We start from the raw sequence: 14,964 nt of genomic DNA on the forward strand, positions 1-14,964 counted from the left end.
AAATGAAAGCGGTTCAAAACCGATAACTATTCGAATGTTTGTGCGTTTTTGTTCGATTCACCGAGGCGGGTGTCCATATGTTCGGAGGGTACCGTCTTTATGTTCGGCTCGGTACTGACTTGGCGTTTGGCCAGTGCAGCGCTTGAACCATTTGCTGAAATATTTGCTATCTCCAAGCCCTGTGCGCTCAGCAATATCCTGCATCGTGAGCGACGTATCCTTTAATAATCCGTAGGCCAGCTTGAGCTTACGTTTGTATTGAAAAACAACGAAGCTGTCTCCCAGCGTTTTCTTGAATATGATAGAGAAGTGGCTTCGGCTGAGCCCAACCTGTCCAGCTACATCGCTGACAGACCATTCAGCCGCCGGGTTGTCATGCAGAAGCTTAACCGCTTTCCAGATCGGCTCCGGCCAATCTGCGGCTGTTACGCCATAGGCTTTCTCCAATTCCGCTGCTTTATGCAGGGCTAACAACGCTTCAAGACGTTCCTCTGTGCTTGTGAGCGGCCCTCTTCTGGCCCACTGTAGCTTCGCATTCTCGCTCTTTCTCTCCACAAGCAAGCTCTCCGCAGCATTCAGAAGCGACTCGGGCACAATATAGTAGCAGCGCTCATCCCCATATGGAATGACTGCCCCTTTACACAGCTGGCGATCCTCCTCAAGCGCTTCCTTCAACAAATCGAGCCAAGACGCCTCACACCCGGAAGTCTTGATCAAAAAGACATAAACCGGTTCACCATGGAAAGACCACACCTCGCCGGTACGTTTCTCCATCTCCCCAACAAGCTTGTCATTATGGCCATTCAGCCAAGCATAAAGCAAGGTACCCAGCCGCTCATCTTCGTCTTCGCTGCTAACTGTCGGGGCGACTGTTGGTGCCGAAGGAGTTATCGCAAGCTCATGTTGAAACTTCGCCAGCATGCCTTCCAGCTCCTCATCCTCAAAGGCGGTTTTGAGCAGATAACCAGCTGCTCCCAGCTTCATACCCTGCTGAGCGTACTCGAAATCCCTGTGGCAGCTGAGCAGAATGATTTTCGTATCGGGTGCTGCTTCCTTGACTCGGCGTGACAATTCAATGCCATCCATTTCGGGCATAACAATGTCGGTAATGACGACTTGAGGCCGATGCTCAAGGAAAGCTTCCCAAGCTTTGCGGCCATTCGGAGCGTCCGCCACCACTTCCATCCCGTATTTATCCCAAGGAACCGTGGAACGAAGTCCTTTACGGACGATGCTCTCGTCATCTGCGATAATCACCTTAATGCTCTTGATAGTTTCCATGCGGACTCTCCTCCTTCTTAGGCCATTCTATGATGATCGTTGTCCCTTCACCCTGGTTGGATTCCACCGTTAACCCATACTGCAGGCCAAAATGCAATTTGAATTTCTGATCGGCATTCTGCACACCCAGACCTCCCCTGCCCTTACGACTCGTATCGCTTGGCCGAAGCAGCCGCTTCAGCTTGTCCGCTGGAATACCCGCTCCATTATCGGAAAGTGTGAGCAGCAAATGATTGCCTTCATCCCGAATGGATAAGCGGATTAAGCCCTTGCCGTCCTCGAAGCCATGGAAGAAAATATTCTCGAATAAAGGCTGCAGTGTCATGCGGGGAATCAGATAACGCTTGAGCAGTTCATCGCATGCCAGTTCATACTTGAAAACGGGGCCATATCGGACCTCTTGGATTTTCAGAAAATGCTCAATCATCCGCAGCTCTCTACCGAGCGGTATCAGCTCCTGCGAGATATCCAGATTGCCTTCGAGTACCATCGTGAGATGGTAAAGCATTTGGCGGATATCTTCCGCACCTTGAAGCCTAGCTTTCCATTGAATAGAGTTAAGTGTATTGAAGAGCAGATGCGGGTTGATCTGATAATGAAAGGCCTTCAGCTCCGCTTCCTTCTTGAGCCGCTCGCTCCGTTCAACCTCGCCAATCAAAGTCTGAATGCCGCCTACCATATTGTTAAAGCTTGTATCCAAAATGCCCAGCTCATCCTTGGCTTCGACCTGAGTCCTCGTATGCAGCTTACCGAAGCTGACCTTCTGCATCGCATCCTTAAGACGGCGAATCCGCGCGGTGAATCGGGAGGAGAAGAGATACGCAAGCCCAAAGGCTAGCAGACATGAAGCTACAGCAACCATAATCGTATTCGATCTTATAATGCTGGAGGAGCGATAAAACGACTGGGAAGGCAGCCTCGCCTCAATCGTCCAATGATTAGCTGCAAGTGTTTTGTTCCAAACGATATCACTGGTTTGCGAAGTGAAGGCAGCTGCTGTCTCATATATAATTCGTCCCTGCGGATCTGCTATTCTGAGATGAGCCTTCGTATCGTTCTCGAACAGCTTGAACATATGAAGCAGATCTTCCGCATTCTCCTCGATAAGAATCTTGCTGCCCCGCAGCGCGCCGTATGGATTGTTAATCGGGACAGCTAAGCCCAGGACGGGCATCCCGGAATCTTCGGTTTCTTTCATCCCATGATTCTGAGCATAGAAACCCAGCCAGTACTTCCCTTCATTAGCATCCGACATGGATTGCCAAGCCGGAATACGGCTAAGCTTCGACACATCGAGATTATTTTCTCCATAATAGTAACCGGAACTGGTAATAATGTAGATGCCTGTCGTTCGGTCGGTTTTAAGCGCTTTCAGAAGAACTTCAAAATCATCCTTATCCATAATCTCTTTATAAGTCGTCGGAACCTGGTTCCCTAGATCAACCCTTGCAGGATCAAGCAAATAGGAATAAACCGTCTCCGTCGTCTGATTCATCCGATTCAAATAAGAACTCATCTGCTGCTCCAACTGCGCCACAGCGTTCTCCCCATATTTGCCAAACTGAGAATTAATGACCTTCGCGGACTGGTAATAAGACAAGGCCCCAAGTGAGAGCAGCGGAATTATCGTTACAATGAGAAAACAGAAGAGAAGCTTCGTGCGAATGCTCCTATAAGAGCCAGACAAAAGGCGGATATTGAGTCGCTTAAGCAAATAATCTTTGATGATCGCACCCTCCCCTTGAGCTTTCTCTATAAAATCATACATTTGAAGTGTAGCATGGAACACTTTCAGCGAACAATGTATCCTCCATCCATGAGGGAGTCCCTGACGGCGTTGGCTTCACCATACCATTATGAGATCCGATCCCCGAAACGGGAAAAGCACCACCCCTCTGCTAATTTATAGCAGGGAGAAGTGCAGGTTTTATTTAGGTTGTGTATTCATTACCTAGAATCAAGAACACACTCGATGTCCATGTAAAGGCACGATCACGCAAGCCTTGTCCCGTAATCGCGTCAAAATTCTCGGCCATTCCGCTGTGATCCAGCATGGTGCAGAATCGGCGCGCTACCTCTTCTGCCAACTCACGATCACCCGCCGCGGCCACTCCTTCCACGAGCAGCATGGTCGAAGGAGCCCAGATCGGACCTCGCCAATAGCCGTCCGGATTGTAGAAAGGACTTTTCACGCTCTCTGTCGCCCAACCATTAGTGGTTAAGAAACGATCTTCATCCCTTAGCCCCTTCAGCAAAGCTGTGCGGATCGGCTCTGGCAGACGTTTGCCCAGAAGGATTGGAACGAATAAGAGGAGGCTGTCCCCTTCGGATAACTCATGCGTGCCGGAGCGGCAGGCCGTGAAGCGGCTATCTTTCCAGAAATGGCTAATCATCTTTTCCAGTGTGCCCTCAGCAAGCCCCCGCCATTCTTTGGCATCTTCCGCATGCCCGAGCAGTCCCGCAATCTCAGCGAGCAGTTCTGCTTGAAGAATGAGAAAGGCCGCTAAATCTGGGCTTTCTACTGGAATGCCATTATTGAAGGCTGTACTGTTATCCCAGCCAGAGTCATTGCCGTGATTGTATTGCGGAATCCCGTCTCCATCGCCGTCGCGATATCGGAACCACCATTTCGTCCATTTGGAGAGTGGTCCGTAGACCTCCCGAAGCTGCGCATCCTTAATATAGTCCGTTCTGGCCATCATCCAAGAAAGCGTCCAACCATGTATCGGCGGCTTGTTGCAGTTCCAGAGCTCATACTTATTATTGATGAAATCAGGAATCAAACCGCTCTCATCCTGGCGGTCAAAGAAAATCATGAATTGATCCCATGCCAGCTTCGGATCATGGCGAACAAGCGCCATCGCATTGAAACAGTGATCCCAGCTCCAAATATTCGTCATCCAGTTCTTCGACATATACATCGCCGGTCTGGTCAGGCACCCCTCATCTGGAACGAGGCAGGACCACGTGATATAAGCCGCAAGCTCCCGACTATCCTGCCAGCGTTCTGGCAGAGGCAGCGTGCAATCGAGCCATTTATTAAACTCTTCCTTCACTTGCTTCACAGCGCCATCGAAGGATTCCCAAGCAGAGCGCGGCTCCCACACGGTGTGGAATTCTTCTAAAGCAAACTCGGATATACCCGATTTGCGGTCAGGTAAGAAATCTGCGATTACATAGGAGCTTTTGATTTTGTCCCATGGCACTTCCATCTTCAAGTCGCCAACCAGCGCGGTGAGCATGAACCTGCATTCATGGGTAAAGCTGTTTACTTCCCAGCTGCTGGAGGCTGCTTGATAAGCGTAATCGTAAGCAGCCGTGCGGAAGGTTAAGCGGATTCCACAACCTTTCGTGCGAATTCGAAATGTTCGGCGATCGGAGATACAAATTTCAGCCGTTAAGCCTGCCGTCGATTCAAGCCGGATCAGCTCCGGGCAAGCTATTGCCTGGAATGACACGGATTGACCGTTTTCATCCAACATATCCATATGAAACGCCTCGCCAAATTTATCGTCGCCGCCACGAACGGTACGCAGATACAAGCCTTGTTGTCTATCTTGAGCTTCAGGCAGAATCGAGATTGCTAGAAAGGATTCTCTCCGGCTGAAAGGAACAACGTTCAGGTCAAAGTTCATGATTCATTCTCCTTTACGAAAACAGTATGCGCTTTCATTGTACCGAAAGGAGGTCTGGGGAAGAACCGACAGTTGTTTGTGATGGGTAGGTAATTTGTTGCGTGTTGATGGTTGCGATGGGGCGAGGGGGAATTTTGTTCGACGTGTTTAGTCTTATTGTTCTACAATTAAAAAACCTCCCATCGTGGGAGGTTGATTTTGTGAATATTGCTTTAAGAATATGACCATAATCCAATAGGTATCCTTCTTGTTTGGATGGCTATTACTTCTGTTGAACCTTTACACCTTTGATCAGAAGCCAGAAAGCTAATGACAGCTCTCCAATCACACCAGGTATGGCTACAATCAGTTGGAATACCGTTTTGTAGTCGGCGTAGTTGGGTAGAAGAAAATGTGCAATACTATCTATAACATATCCAGCAGATGCAAGGATCAAGAAGATCCCAATTATTCTTGGTATATAGCCTCCTGACTTGATGATTAAATAACCAATGACCAACAAATGAAATCCAAAGAATACCAATCCAATCAGCCATCCATTTTTAAATGCATCGATCAGCAGCATCACCTGAGCGTATAACTTTAACTGATCTGTTGTGAATACGGTGAAGTAATTAGCACCACTTAGAATTGGTAAAACATTCAACAAATTAGACAAGGCGACTCCAAAAATGGCGGTGTATACCAATCTAAACCATGCCGCGAGCATGGCAAGATTCTTATTAACGGGTTTGAGCAGAGCATACAATGCCCAAGCTACCAGCACATCAAGAATAAGCACGATGACAAAGCTGATAAATCCACTCCGAAATAACATCTCATTGGCTATGATATTATTAGCAGTAGCTGCTGCATCATCCGGTATAATAAGACCCTCAAGAACAGAAAAATTTGAAAACATAGCAAGTATAGCCATAAGTAGAAGCCCGAACCCAGCGACTCTAGCATAAAAAAGCGGTGAAGCTTCGGTGTTATGGTTTGTCATTTCTAACCCCTCCTAATTTTCCTCAAAAGAGAACACTTCTTCCAACGTTAAGCTGAAGACGCGGGCAATACGAAAAGCCAATTCTAGGGAAGGGGAGTAATTCCCTTTCTCAATTGCAACAATCGTCTGTCGTGTCACCCCTGCTTTATCCGCTAATTGTTGTTGGGTCATTTCATCATGATTAAAGCGTAAAGTTCGAATCTTGTTGCTAATATGTGCTTTGCCCATCTTAGACTCCTCTCCGATAGAGATACAACTGTGTGATGATTCCAATCACCTCTGACAATAACCCTGAACTAATCAGTATGATGAACATAAAATAAGGTGGTTGATCCATGACCAGCGGTATCATGGATAGAAGAAAACCAATGATAAATACATAATGAGAATTTCTTGTGGATTTCAATTCAATTAATTTGTCCAGCTCATCTGTAACTCGAGGTTCTTTCTCATTCGTTGCTATGGTATTGATCATACTGAATACGATATGAATGATGATTTTTGCTATAATCGACACCGGGATTAAGATTAAGATGAAGGCTCCCCAGAAGCTAAATACATTCGAGGTATGAAAGCTCCCTTCTTGATACTTTTGATACACATACATGCTATAGATAGAAAAAATGAGTAAGGTGGTAAACAAAGATACGATGTTTTTCTTTTCTTGAAAGGACATATTCACCTCTCCTATTCTGTTAATATTTATAAAAAAGTAAAGTATTATTTACACATCATATTATCAACCATACATTATGTCAAGTATTCTTTACATTAATGGGAGAAGGCTATCCAAAAATAGTCGAAGATATCTGAGTGATATACTGTGCGACAATTTGGGACAGTCCCTACGCAAAAAGAGCAAAGGCAGTTTATAGCCCTTGCTCTTTTTGCAATTAATCTACTGTAGAATCCAAATTGCATTCTTCCAGTTTTAACACCTTTGTTTTGTATTTCCACTTGTAGCCCAACCACAACACCAAGAAAAATGGAATTCCAATATAGGAAGCGAGTAAGAACATCCAGTCCACCTGACCGTCTGAAAACGCGCTAATGCTTTGGCCAATGATGACAATCATACACATTACACCTGCCAAAATCGGCCCGAACGGGAACCACATGGAGCGGTATGGAAGATCAGCTACTTTGTGCCCTTGTGCAACGTAAGCTTTACGGAAACGATAATGGCTAATTGCAATACCAAGCCATGCGATGAATCCAGACATACCTGATGCATTCAATAGCCAAATGTACACTTTACCATCACCAAAGAAAGAGGCCAGGAACGCGAGCATTCCGATTGCAGCTGTCGCGAGCAGGGCATAAACTGGAATCCCGCTTTTATTTAATTTCGTGAACAATTTAGGCGCTTTACCTTCTTTCGCCAATACCCACAGCATGCGTGTAGAAGCGTACATCCCTGAATTACCCGCGGATAAAACCGAGCTTAGAATAACGGCATTCATCACAGAAGCTGCTATGCTTAAGCCTGCTTTTTCGAAAATAATCGTAAACGGACTTGCGGCTACGCTGTCGCTAGAGAGTGTATCTGTGGAATACGGAATCAGCATGCCAACGACGAAAATCGCCAAGATGTAAAACAATAGAATTCTCCAGAACACACTGCGGATCGCGCGAGGTACGCTCTTCCGAGGATTCTCGGACTCTCCTGCTGCAAGACCGACGAGTTCTGTTCCTTGAAAGGAGAAGCCGGCAGCCATACAAACCCCAAGTACGGCAAGCAAGCCGCCCGAAATCGGCGCGTCACCCGCTGTAAAATTACTGAATCCAATCGCTTCTCCGCCCCAGATGCCGACGATCATTAGCAAGCCGATACCGATAAACACAGTAATTGTTACAATTTTTATCATTGCGAACCAATATTCCGACTCGCCATAGCTTTTAACAGACAATAAATTAAGACCAACCATCAAGGCAAGGAATAAAGCACTCCATAAGAACGAGGGGCTGTCAGGCAGCCAGAACTTAATAATTAATGTCGCTGCGGACAATTCTGCCGCGATTGTAATTGCCCAGTTGTACCAATAATTCCACCCTAGCGCGAAGCCAAAGGATGGATCTACGAATTTCGTTGCGTAGGTACTGAAGGTTCCAGATACCGGCATATAGGTCGCCATTTCTCCCAAGCTTGTTACCAAAAAGTAAACCATTATTCCAATGATGAAGTATGCTAACAGCGCGCCGCCTGGTCCTGCCGTATGTATCGCCCCGCCGCTGGCTAGGAACAACCCTGTTCCAATCGATCCACCGAGTGAAATCATCGTCATGTGGCGCGACTTTAGACCTCTAAGTAACTTGTTCTCTTTCAATTTCTGTACGCTCCCTTTTACATGTTTCCATTAGTTTTCATTAAATAGAAGGCTAACAACGCAAAAAAGCCGCCTCTCTTCATAAATAAAGTTAGGCCGCTTCTACTCCCTCGTTTATCCTGTTTCAAGATAGCACAACACACTGTTTTGGATTCAACAGTATGACAGTTCCGCTCCTTTCGGAAACGGCCCCAGCCGAGCGCGGTCAGTATACCGTGCGGCTTCGGCAATGTTGCCTTTTCATCGGAATCAACAGTCTTTACTGGACTTCCTCCGACGTACTCTTCAACATCGCGACCTCTACCTCATCTAGGTTGATGAGGGTTCATATTTAGTTTTCATAACTTTTACTATTTTAATTAGCTTCAGGTTATTAATCAATAGATATTTATTCCAATTTGAATGGGATAGCTCTAGACATTTATATTGTGTTTTACTGTCACGTGCTTCATATTTATATGGATAAGCCTTTATTTTCAAATTAAATCGACTGGTTGAGGTGAACTGCTATGAAAGAACAAAAAATACATACGTATGAAGAGGCCGTTCAACTAATTCATGAAGTCGGTATTCTACCTTTAGCTCCCTTAATTCCAGATCACCCGTCACTCTATCAGGTCACTCACGGTGAGCCGTGGTTAACTGGCACTGATTTAGATCCTTGGGTGTGGCGGGCACGGTTTCCGAGCGACGGTACGGCTGCCTATGGCAAATTCCTAAAAAAAAAATCAGTTTTCATTTCACGTGAACTGTTTCCATGGATCAAAGCCATATTGGGAAGCCCTCAACCCATTGAAGATCGATATAAGCACGGCCTTGTCTCAAAAACTTCTGTAGAGCTTCTCCAGCAAATCAAAGAAGACGAAGGGATTGAAACAAGGTCGTTAAGAGTTAAATCGGGCATGAACGCCAAAGAAATGAAAAAAACCTTTGGACAAGGTTTATTGGATTTACAAGGCACCTTGGATATCGTCATTTCCGGTGTCAAAGAAAGCAGAATTTCGTTAGATGAGAACAGCGCATGGCAAAGCACTTCATTCGAAACAGCGGATCATTGGATGGAGAGCGTTGGATTGCACGAATTCGATGTTGACTTGAAAATTGCCAAAGAAGAATTGAACGCTCGGTTAAAAAGCAGTAGTAGTCCCGATGCAATGAAATTTTTCTCTAAACTGTTTCAGTTCGAAGCCTGACCTTACGTTAACCTGTTAAATGATAAATCAATTAAATAATATCGATGTATCCTGAGACTCATAAATTTGAGCCGCGCAATGATCCAATAAGTTATTAACCTTTCGATATAACCCACCTCCAATACTTAACCGTTTGACTCCAAGCTCCTTGAGCTTATTGCAATTAGTAAGTCCCGGCAAAGACATAATATTTAGTGGGGCACTTATTTGTGATAGGATTGCTCTGATTTCATCATCTTCTTTCAATCCAGGAACAAAAATACCGCTTGCCCCGCTTTCGATATAGGCTTTTGCTCTGTAAATCGTTTCATTTAGAGGATCTTGATTTTGTAAATAAGTATCCGTCCTCGCGTTTATATAAAAATCTTGATACCCATTCTTCTCTAATGCGGTTCTAATTTTCGATAAAAGATTGCATTGTTGGTCCAATGGTTTGAGACCCGCTTGGTTCTTGAGCGAATCCTCTATATTGATTCCTGAAGCACCTAAATCTGCAAGTTTCATCACATTATCGACGATCGTTTGATCATCTTCTCCATAACCTGACTCAATATCTGCAGTAACAGGTATTTTCACATGATCTACGATCATTCTCACAACGTTAAGCTGGATGGCAAATTCAATCATTTCGCCGTCAGAATATCCTAGGCTTTTCGCTACTCCCCAACTCGTTGTACCGATTGCTTTGAATCCGGCTTTCTCAAGTGACAGAGCGGAGAGTAGGTCCCAGGCGTTCCCCAGCAATAAAACTTCATTGGATTCATGTAGCGCGTTAAACTCCTGAATTTTATTCATGTTAGCTCATCCCCCTTACTTATGATTCTCTACTAATAGTGCATTAAATAGTTCTAAAATAGAAGCTAGGAATTGATTTTAATTAAAATATCCCGTTCGATTATATAGAAGAGGAGAGGCACCCCAACTCATCTCGTAGATGAGTTGGGGTGCCCCTTCAAAACTTAATTATTTAGTTACATTTACAATCATCTTTTCGCTAGAGGTGGCTCCTGCATAGTTAATAAGCTCAGCTCGATACTCATAGTTGCCTTTTGCTCTATTTGCCACGGTCATTACGGAGGATTGGGCATTCGGTGTATGATTGGCCAGTGCTTCTGTATAGATGAGAATACCGTTTTCATATAAATGATACGTTGTCCCATTGGTTCCCCACCACATGTTCATGCTGACTTTAAAGTTGCCGTCGCCATCCCAGTTATCGCCCGACAGAACCGGTTTTTCTGGCGCTGCTTTCGTAACCGAAACTACGTGTGTAGGGCTCGTTGTTGTTCCGAATGCATTGGTAAGCTCTGCATAGTAACGATAAATCCCATTCTGCTTGTAGGTAATGGATGTTACGGTGGATTGAGCTGATGGTGAATTGTCAGTGAGAATTTGCGTATCCATTAATACATCATTCTCGTAAAGTTTATAAATTCTACCGTTTTCTCCATACCACATGTTCATCGTAACATTATATGTACCGTCCAGAAGTCCGGTATCATACCCATTGTCATCGGATAGTACTACTGTACCCGGTTTAGCTTTACTTTTTGCTGCAATATTGTTCACAGTTGCCGTTGCCGTTCCGTAGTTTCCTGCCGCGTCGACGAATTCGAAGGTAAAGCTGCCGTTAAAGATGAATGTGTAGCTGTTTGAACCCCCATTATTCGTAATCGTTACCGATTCGCTCGGTGTAATTGTGGCAATCACGCTTTGTGCGTTTACAACGCTATAGGCCACTGTTGCAATTGGCGCCGTATTATCTACCGTTATCTCTATGCTGCCGACAAAGGGTCCGTACGATGCTTGAATGATCGCTCTGCCTTCCCCAATTGCCTTCACTACGCCATAAGTATCCACAGTTACGGTTGATGGATCGGATGAATGCCAAGCAGCTTTGCCAGACAAATCTACAAAACCGCTTGCCGTCAGTCCGTGGGCACCCAGAGTCTGTGTTTGTCCCTCCGTCATATTCGTTTGAGCCGCTTCAACAACTAGCCCATTCAACATCCACACTTTTCCATATTTCGCCGGATTTTTATCACTGCCAATCCCGCTGCTCCACTCAAGCCATCCAAGTCGACCGCTGCCGTTATTATCGTTGACCAGCACAGACAGTCGAAGCGGATTTTTCGGATCATGTACATAAGGATACAATTCAGAAGAATTCACATGAATATAATAAGTCGTTTCATTTGGGACCGTTTGATCTACCTTTAGGGACGCGTACTGTGCTACGCTGTTACCCGGTGTCCAATTGGTTGGCAAATTGCCGCCAACATAAGGCACCGATTGTTTATAAAGCACTGGGCCTTGCGGTGTCAGTGCCGCCTGGAACTCCACCTGATCTCCCGTAAATCCCTGTCCGAATGTGTCAATCGCGAACTGTACGCTGTCCCCTTTCCAGAAGCTTCCGAGTGGATTATCCTGAACAAATGTCCCATCCTTCACACGAACGATCAGGTCTAGCCCGCTATCTGAATACCCCGCCGCAAAGGAAGCGTCAAAATCCACCGGTTTCGTCGACTGGGCAGCTGCTTTATACGCCCAATTATCGGTAGTCCAAACAGCATGGTCAGCGACTTCTAATGTGACAGGATTGAACAGTTCTCCGCTGGTTCCCTTCGACTCAGGGACAACAATATTACTCGTATTACGGTCGAAATCCGAGATCAAAAACGGCTCTGAGATCGGTAGTAGCGTTAATGCTGCGCTATCCACATTACTTATCCAATATACCTTGCCAGGATGTACGCTAAGTAGGTTATTGGCACTTTGCACTTTGCCCTCCCAGTCCGTCACAGTGGTCTCTCCAGTGAAAGCAGCCGCTAGACGCGCATCGATCGGAGCATCTGAAGATGCGTCAGACCACAAACCTATGAGCCTGGCCCCGTCATTGTCAAGTACAACTGCTTTTTGTCCTCCCTCGAGAACATACTCCCCTTTATAAACGAGCGATTGACCAACAAGATCGAGAAAATGATGGGCTACTGACGCTGCGAGTCTCGGCTCCACTCGCGGCTTAGAGCGGAATAAACCCGATGCGTGCGTAACAGTTCCTGTGCTCTTGGCATAAGATAAAGTTTCCATCTCCGATAAATTCAACATATGAAATAAGGCAATTTTTTGCGTTCCCCATTTGAGCTGCGACAGGAAGTCAACGATCATGCGCTTGGCGATCTCAGATTCCGTAGGCACTGTGCCTGTTACTGAATTCGAATTGACCAGAATCGCATGACTCTCCGAATCTGCCCACTGCTTGGATGCGATCCCAAAAGCCTGATCTATACGCTGGAATTCGCGCGGATCTGGCAGGTAACCATGCAGCGAGAGCTTATCAAAATAGGACGCTCCGCCCAAACTGAGCAGTTCTTTATAAAATGATAAATAGTTGCGTCCTGCAAGTCCGCCAATCCATACATCTGAATCCGGCTGCTCCTCTTTAATTGTCTGATACGCCGTTTTCAACAGCTCCACGAAACGTTCCGTCGAATCCAACCAAAACACGCTCAACCCCGGCAAGTTTGGCTCATTCCATACTTCCCACGTCTTAATTCGAGTATTGTACCGGGTAACGACGGCACGAACAAAATCTTCCCAGTCCTTCATATCCACAGGAGCATAAGCGGAATAGGCCGGCACACTAATATTCGCCTGCGTTTGCTCCGGATGCGGCGATGCCCACTGCGGCGTGTATAACAGATTTCCAATCATATCGAAGCCGTAACTTGACAGCTTGTTGATTTGGTCATCGAATCTCGACCACTCATAAACACCGCGTGACGGTTCAATCGCCCAGCTCGTATCGCGGAACTGCGATCCCCATGGCACTGCATGAATCCGAGCAAAGCGAAATCCCACTAGATCAGCCAGTTTCATGGCATTCTCGCCTTCCGAAAGCTGGTAGCTGAAGCCCATGGTCGGCCATCTTTGCGATACTGGTTTAGTTGGACCCTGACTCACTACCAAAGAATACCGCTCACGAGTAAACGTAGTAAGATCCGTCTGTGAATACGTATATTTGACGGGCAGATACGTTAAATCCGTCGAACCGTTCTGTTGATACGCAAAAGCAATTTCGTAATACCCCGGCTCTTGAGGCGTCCAGCTCCAGCCTTGATCGAGGAATGTCTGTCTCGATACAGGCACTTGTGCTATCAATTCATTATCAGAATTGTAAACGCTACCAATTATGGCATTAACGGAACTCGCTACTGCTCCGGCGTTCAATTGATACACGACGGGGTCCCCCAGATTCCACCAGCTAGCAAATTTATTGCCTTTCAAGGTAAAAACAACCGGTCCCAGCGATTGGTTCGACGCTTCCGCCTTCACATCATCAAAGTAAAGTTTGCCGCTGGCCGGTGTCGCAGCATTTATGCTGGTGGTCGTCAAATTCAACACTAGCGTGTTGGTGCCGGCTGGAAATTGGCTTCGGTCCACGGTAAACGACACTTCCGTCCAATCCGCAAGCGACAACCCCTCCGTCTTATCAGTCGTGTAGGACCCTAGGAACGTCCCGTTGTTCTGGAAGGAAACCCATAAACGCGGTTTATTGCCCGAATAGTCTGGAGACGCCTTGAGCTTGGCTGTCATTCGAAACGATGTCATATTCGAAGGGAGCGTTATGGGACTCGATACCCACCCCGCGTATCCGCTGCTGACACTGTTGATAAACACCGAGCGCAGACCGCCACTTTTTTCATCCTCTGTATAATTCGCCGCAGAAACAGGCGGATTGTTTGCGGTTCCGTTCCACCACCACGTTTTCCAATCTTTTGGACTGTTAACGCCATTCGTTACGGTCAATATCTCGAAGCCCGGATTCGAAACCGGCAGCTGCTGAACAACCGGAATCGGTTCATCCGACGCCTCCACCATCACATCATCGTAGTAAAGTTTGCCGCTTGCTGGTGTCGCCGTATTTATGCTGGTTGTCGACAGGTTCAGCACAAGTGTGTTGGTGCCAGCCGGAAATTGGCTTCGATCGACGGTAAACGACACTTCTGTCCAATCCGCAAATGACACTCCCTCCGTCTGATCCGTCGTGTAGGACCCTAAAAAAGTCCCGTTGTTCTGGAAGGAAACCCATAAACGCGGCTTGTTTCCCGCATAATCTTGCGATGTCTTCAGTTTGGCAGAAATTCGAAACGACATCATATCCGAAGGAAGCGTTATGGGATTTGATACCCACCCCGCGTATCCCGTGCTAACACTGCCAATAAATACGGAGCGCTGGCCGCCGCTTTTTTCATTCTCCGTATAATTCGCGGCCGAAATTGACGGATTGTTGACGGGTCCGCTCCACCACCACGTCTTCCAATCTTTCGGACTGTAAACACCGTTCGTTACAGTCAGTGTTTCAAATCCTGGGTTCGAGACCGGCAGCTGCTGTATAACCGCCGCAGTAGCAGCACGTGCTCCAATTACCATAAAAAATAATAGCCCCAAAACACAAATAAATTTCTTAAACTTCCTCATAATCCCCCTCCTCGTATTCATGCATGGATAAAATAAAGCTGAGGACCGCAGATTCGGATAAC

10 protein-coding genes and 1 riboswitch are annotated in these 14,964 nt (G+C 46.3%); of the genes, 1 reads left to right on the forward strand and 9 read right to left on the reverse strand.

Annotation, left to right across the window (positions count from 1 at the left end; all coding sequences use genetic code 11):
- Positions 1 to 57: 57 nt before the first annotated feature.
- The 7 genes from ASG85_RS34115 to ASG85_RS34145 all read right to left on the reverse strand — a co-directional run bounded on the left by ASG85_RS34115 (position 58) and on the right by ASG85_RS34145 (position 8,186).
- Positions 58 to 1,281: a response regulator transcription factor gene (locus tag ASG85_RS34115; protein ID WP_060649200.1), complete on the reverse strand. Its 1,224-nt coding sequence runs from the start codon at positions 1,279 to 1,281 to the stop codon at positions 58 to 60.
- Complete coding sequence (locus ASG85_RS34120; RefSeq protein ID WP_082588358.1) at positions 1,259 to 3,049, reverse strand: sensor histidine kinase; 1,791 nt, start codon at positions 3,047 to 3,049, stop codon at positions 1,259 to 1,261. The genes ASG85_RS34115 and ASG85_RS34120 overlap by 23 nt, the downstream gene beginning before the upstream one ends.
- Before the next feature lie 163 nt (positions 3,050 to 3,212).
- Positions 3,213 to 4,916: an amylo-alpha-1,6-glucosidase gene (locus ASG85_RS34125; RefSeq protein ID WP_060649201.1), complete on the reverse strand. Its 1,704-nt coding sequence runs from the start codon at positions 4,914 to 4,916 to the stop codon at positions 3,213 to 3,215.
- Between the two features lie 262 nt (positions 4,917 to 5,178).
- A complete protein-coding gene (locus tag ASG85_RS34130; protein ID WP_060649202.1) occupies positions 5,179 to 5,901 on the reverse strand; it encodes a DUF4386 domain-containing protein in 723 nt (240 codons plus the stop codon).
- 12 nt (positions 5,902 to 5,913) lie between these two features.
- Positions 5,914 to 6,129: a helix-turn-helix transcriptional regulator gene (locus tag ASG85_RS34135; protein ID WP_057302081.1), complete on the reverse strand. Its 216-nt coding sequence runs from the start codon at positions 6,127 to 6,129 to the stop codon at positions 5,914 to 5,916.
- Between the two features lies 1 nt (position 6,130).
- Positions 6,131 to 6,577, reverse strand: coding sequence for a hypothetical protein (locus ASG85_RS34140; protein ID WP_060649203.1), 447 nt, complete (start codon positions 6,575 to 6,577; stop codon positions 6,131 to 6,133).
- A 217-nt stretch (positions 6,578 to 6,794) separates the two neighbouring features.
- A complete protein-coding gene (locus ASG85_RS34145) occupies positions 6,795 to 8,186 on the reverse strand; it encodes an amino acid permease (protein ID WP_235550289.1) in 1,392 nt (463 codons plus the stop codon).
- Positions 8,187 to 8,350: 164 nt separating this feature from the next.
- Positions 8,351 to 8,539: riboswitch (Lysine riboswitch) on the reverse strand.
- Between the two features lie 198 nt (positions 8,540 to 8,737).
- On the opposite strand from ASG85_RS34145, the gene ASG85_RS34150 reads away from it, so the two are divergent.
- Entirely contained in the window at positions 8,738 to 9,421 is a 684-nt protein-coding gene (locus ASG85_RS34150; RefSeq protein ID WP_060649205.1) for a hypothetical protein, read from the forward strand.
- Positions 9,422 to 9,448: 27 nt separating this feature from the next.
- Here the strand turns inward: ASG85_RS34150 and ASG85_RS34155 are convergent, their stop codons facing one another.
- Positions 9,449 to 10,216 (reverse strand): isocitrate lyase/PEP mutase family protein, encoded by a 768-nt coding sequence (locus ASG85_RS34155; protein ID WP_060649206.1) that lies wholly within the window; start codon positions 10,214 to 10,216, stop codon positions 9,449 to 9,451.
- A 168-nt stretch (positions 10,217 to 10,384) separates the two neighbouring features.
- The gene (locus tag ASG85_RS34160; RefSeq protein WP_060649207.1) at positions 10,385 to 14,902 is read right to left on the reverse strand and encodes a beta-galactosidase; all 4,518 of its coding nucleotides are present in this window, start codon (positions 14,900 to 14,902) and stop codon (positions 10,385 to 10,387) included.
- Positions 14,903 to 14,964: the final 62 nt, after the last annotated feature.

It is taken from the genome of Paenibacillus sp. Soil724D2 (genome assembly GCF_001427935.1).
GTDB lineage: Bacteria > Bacillota > Bacilli > Paenibacillales > NBRC-103111 > Paenibacillus_E.

Bases quoted from the DNA above. Each gene is read 5' to 3' on its own strand.
- ASG85_RS34155 (WP_060649206.1), bottom strand. From the start codon at position 10,216: ATGAATAAAATTCAGGAGTTTAACGCGCTACATGAATCCAATGAAGTT.
- ASG85_RS34125 (WP_060649201.1), bottom strand. From the start codon at position 4,916: ATGAACTTTGACCTGAACGTTGTTCCTTTCAGCCGGAGAGAATCCTTT.
- ASG85_RS34115 (WP_060649200.1), bottom strand. From the start codon at position 1,281: ATGGAAACTATCAAGAGCATTAAGGTGATTATCGCAGATGACGAGAGC.
- ASG85_RS34135 (WP_057302081.1), bottom strand. From the start codon at position 6,129: ATGGGCAAAGCACATATTAGCAACAAGATTCGAACTTTACGCTTTAAT.
- ASG85_RS34160 (WP_060649207.1), bottom strand. From the start codon at position 14,902: ATGAGGAAGTTTAAGAAATTTATTTGTGTTTTGGGGCTATTATTTTTT.
- ASG85_RS34140 (WP_060649203.1), bottom strand. From the start codon at position 6,577: ATGTCCTTTCAAGAAAAGAAAAACATCGTATCTTTGTTTACCACCTTA.
- ASG85_RS34145 (WP_235550289.1), bottom strand. From the start codon at position 8,186: ATGACGATGATTTCACTCGGTGGATCGATTGGAACAGGGTTGTTCCTA.
- ASG85_RS34120 (WP_082588358.1), bottom strand. From the start codon at position 3,049: ATGTATGATTTTATAGAGAAAGCTCAAGGGGAGGGTGCGATCATCAAA.
- ASG85_RS34130 (WP_060649202.1), bottom strand. From the start codon at position 5,901: ATGACAAACCATAACACCGAAGCTTCACCGCTTTTTTATGCTAGAGTC.
- ASG85_RS34150 (WP_060649205.1), top strand. From the start codon at position 8,738: ATGAAAGAACAAAAAATACATACGTATGAAGAGGCCGTTCAACTAATT.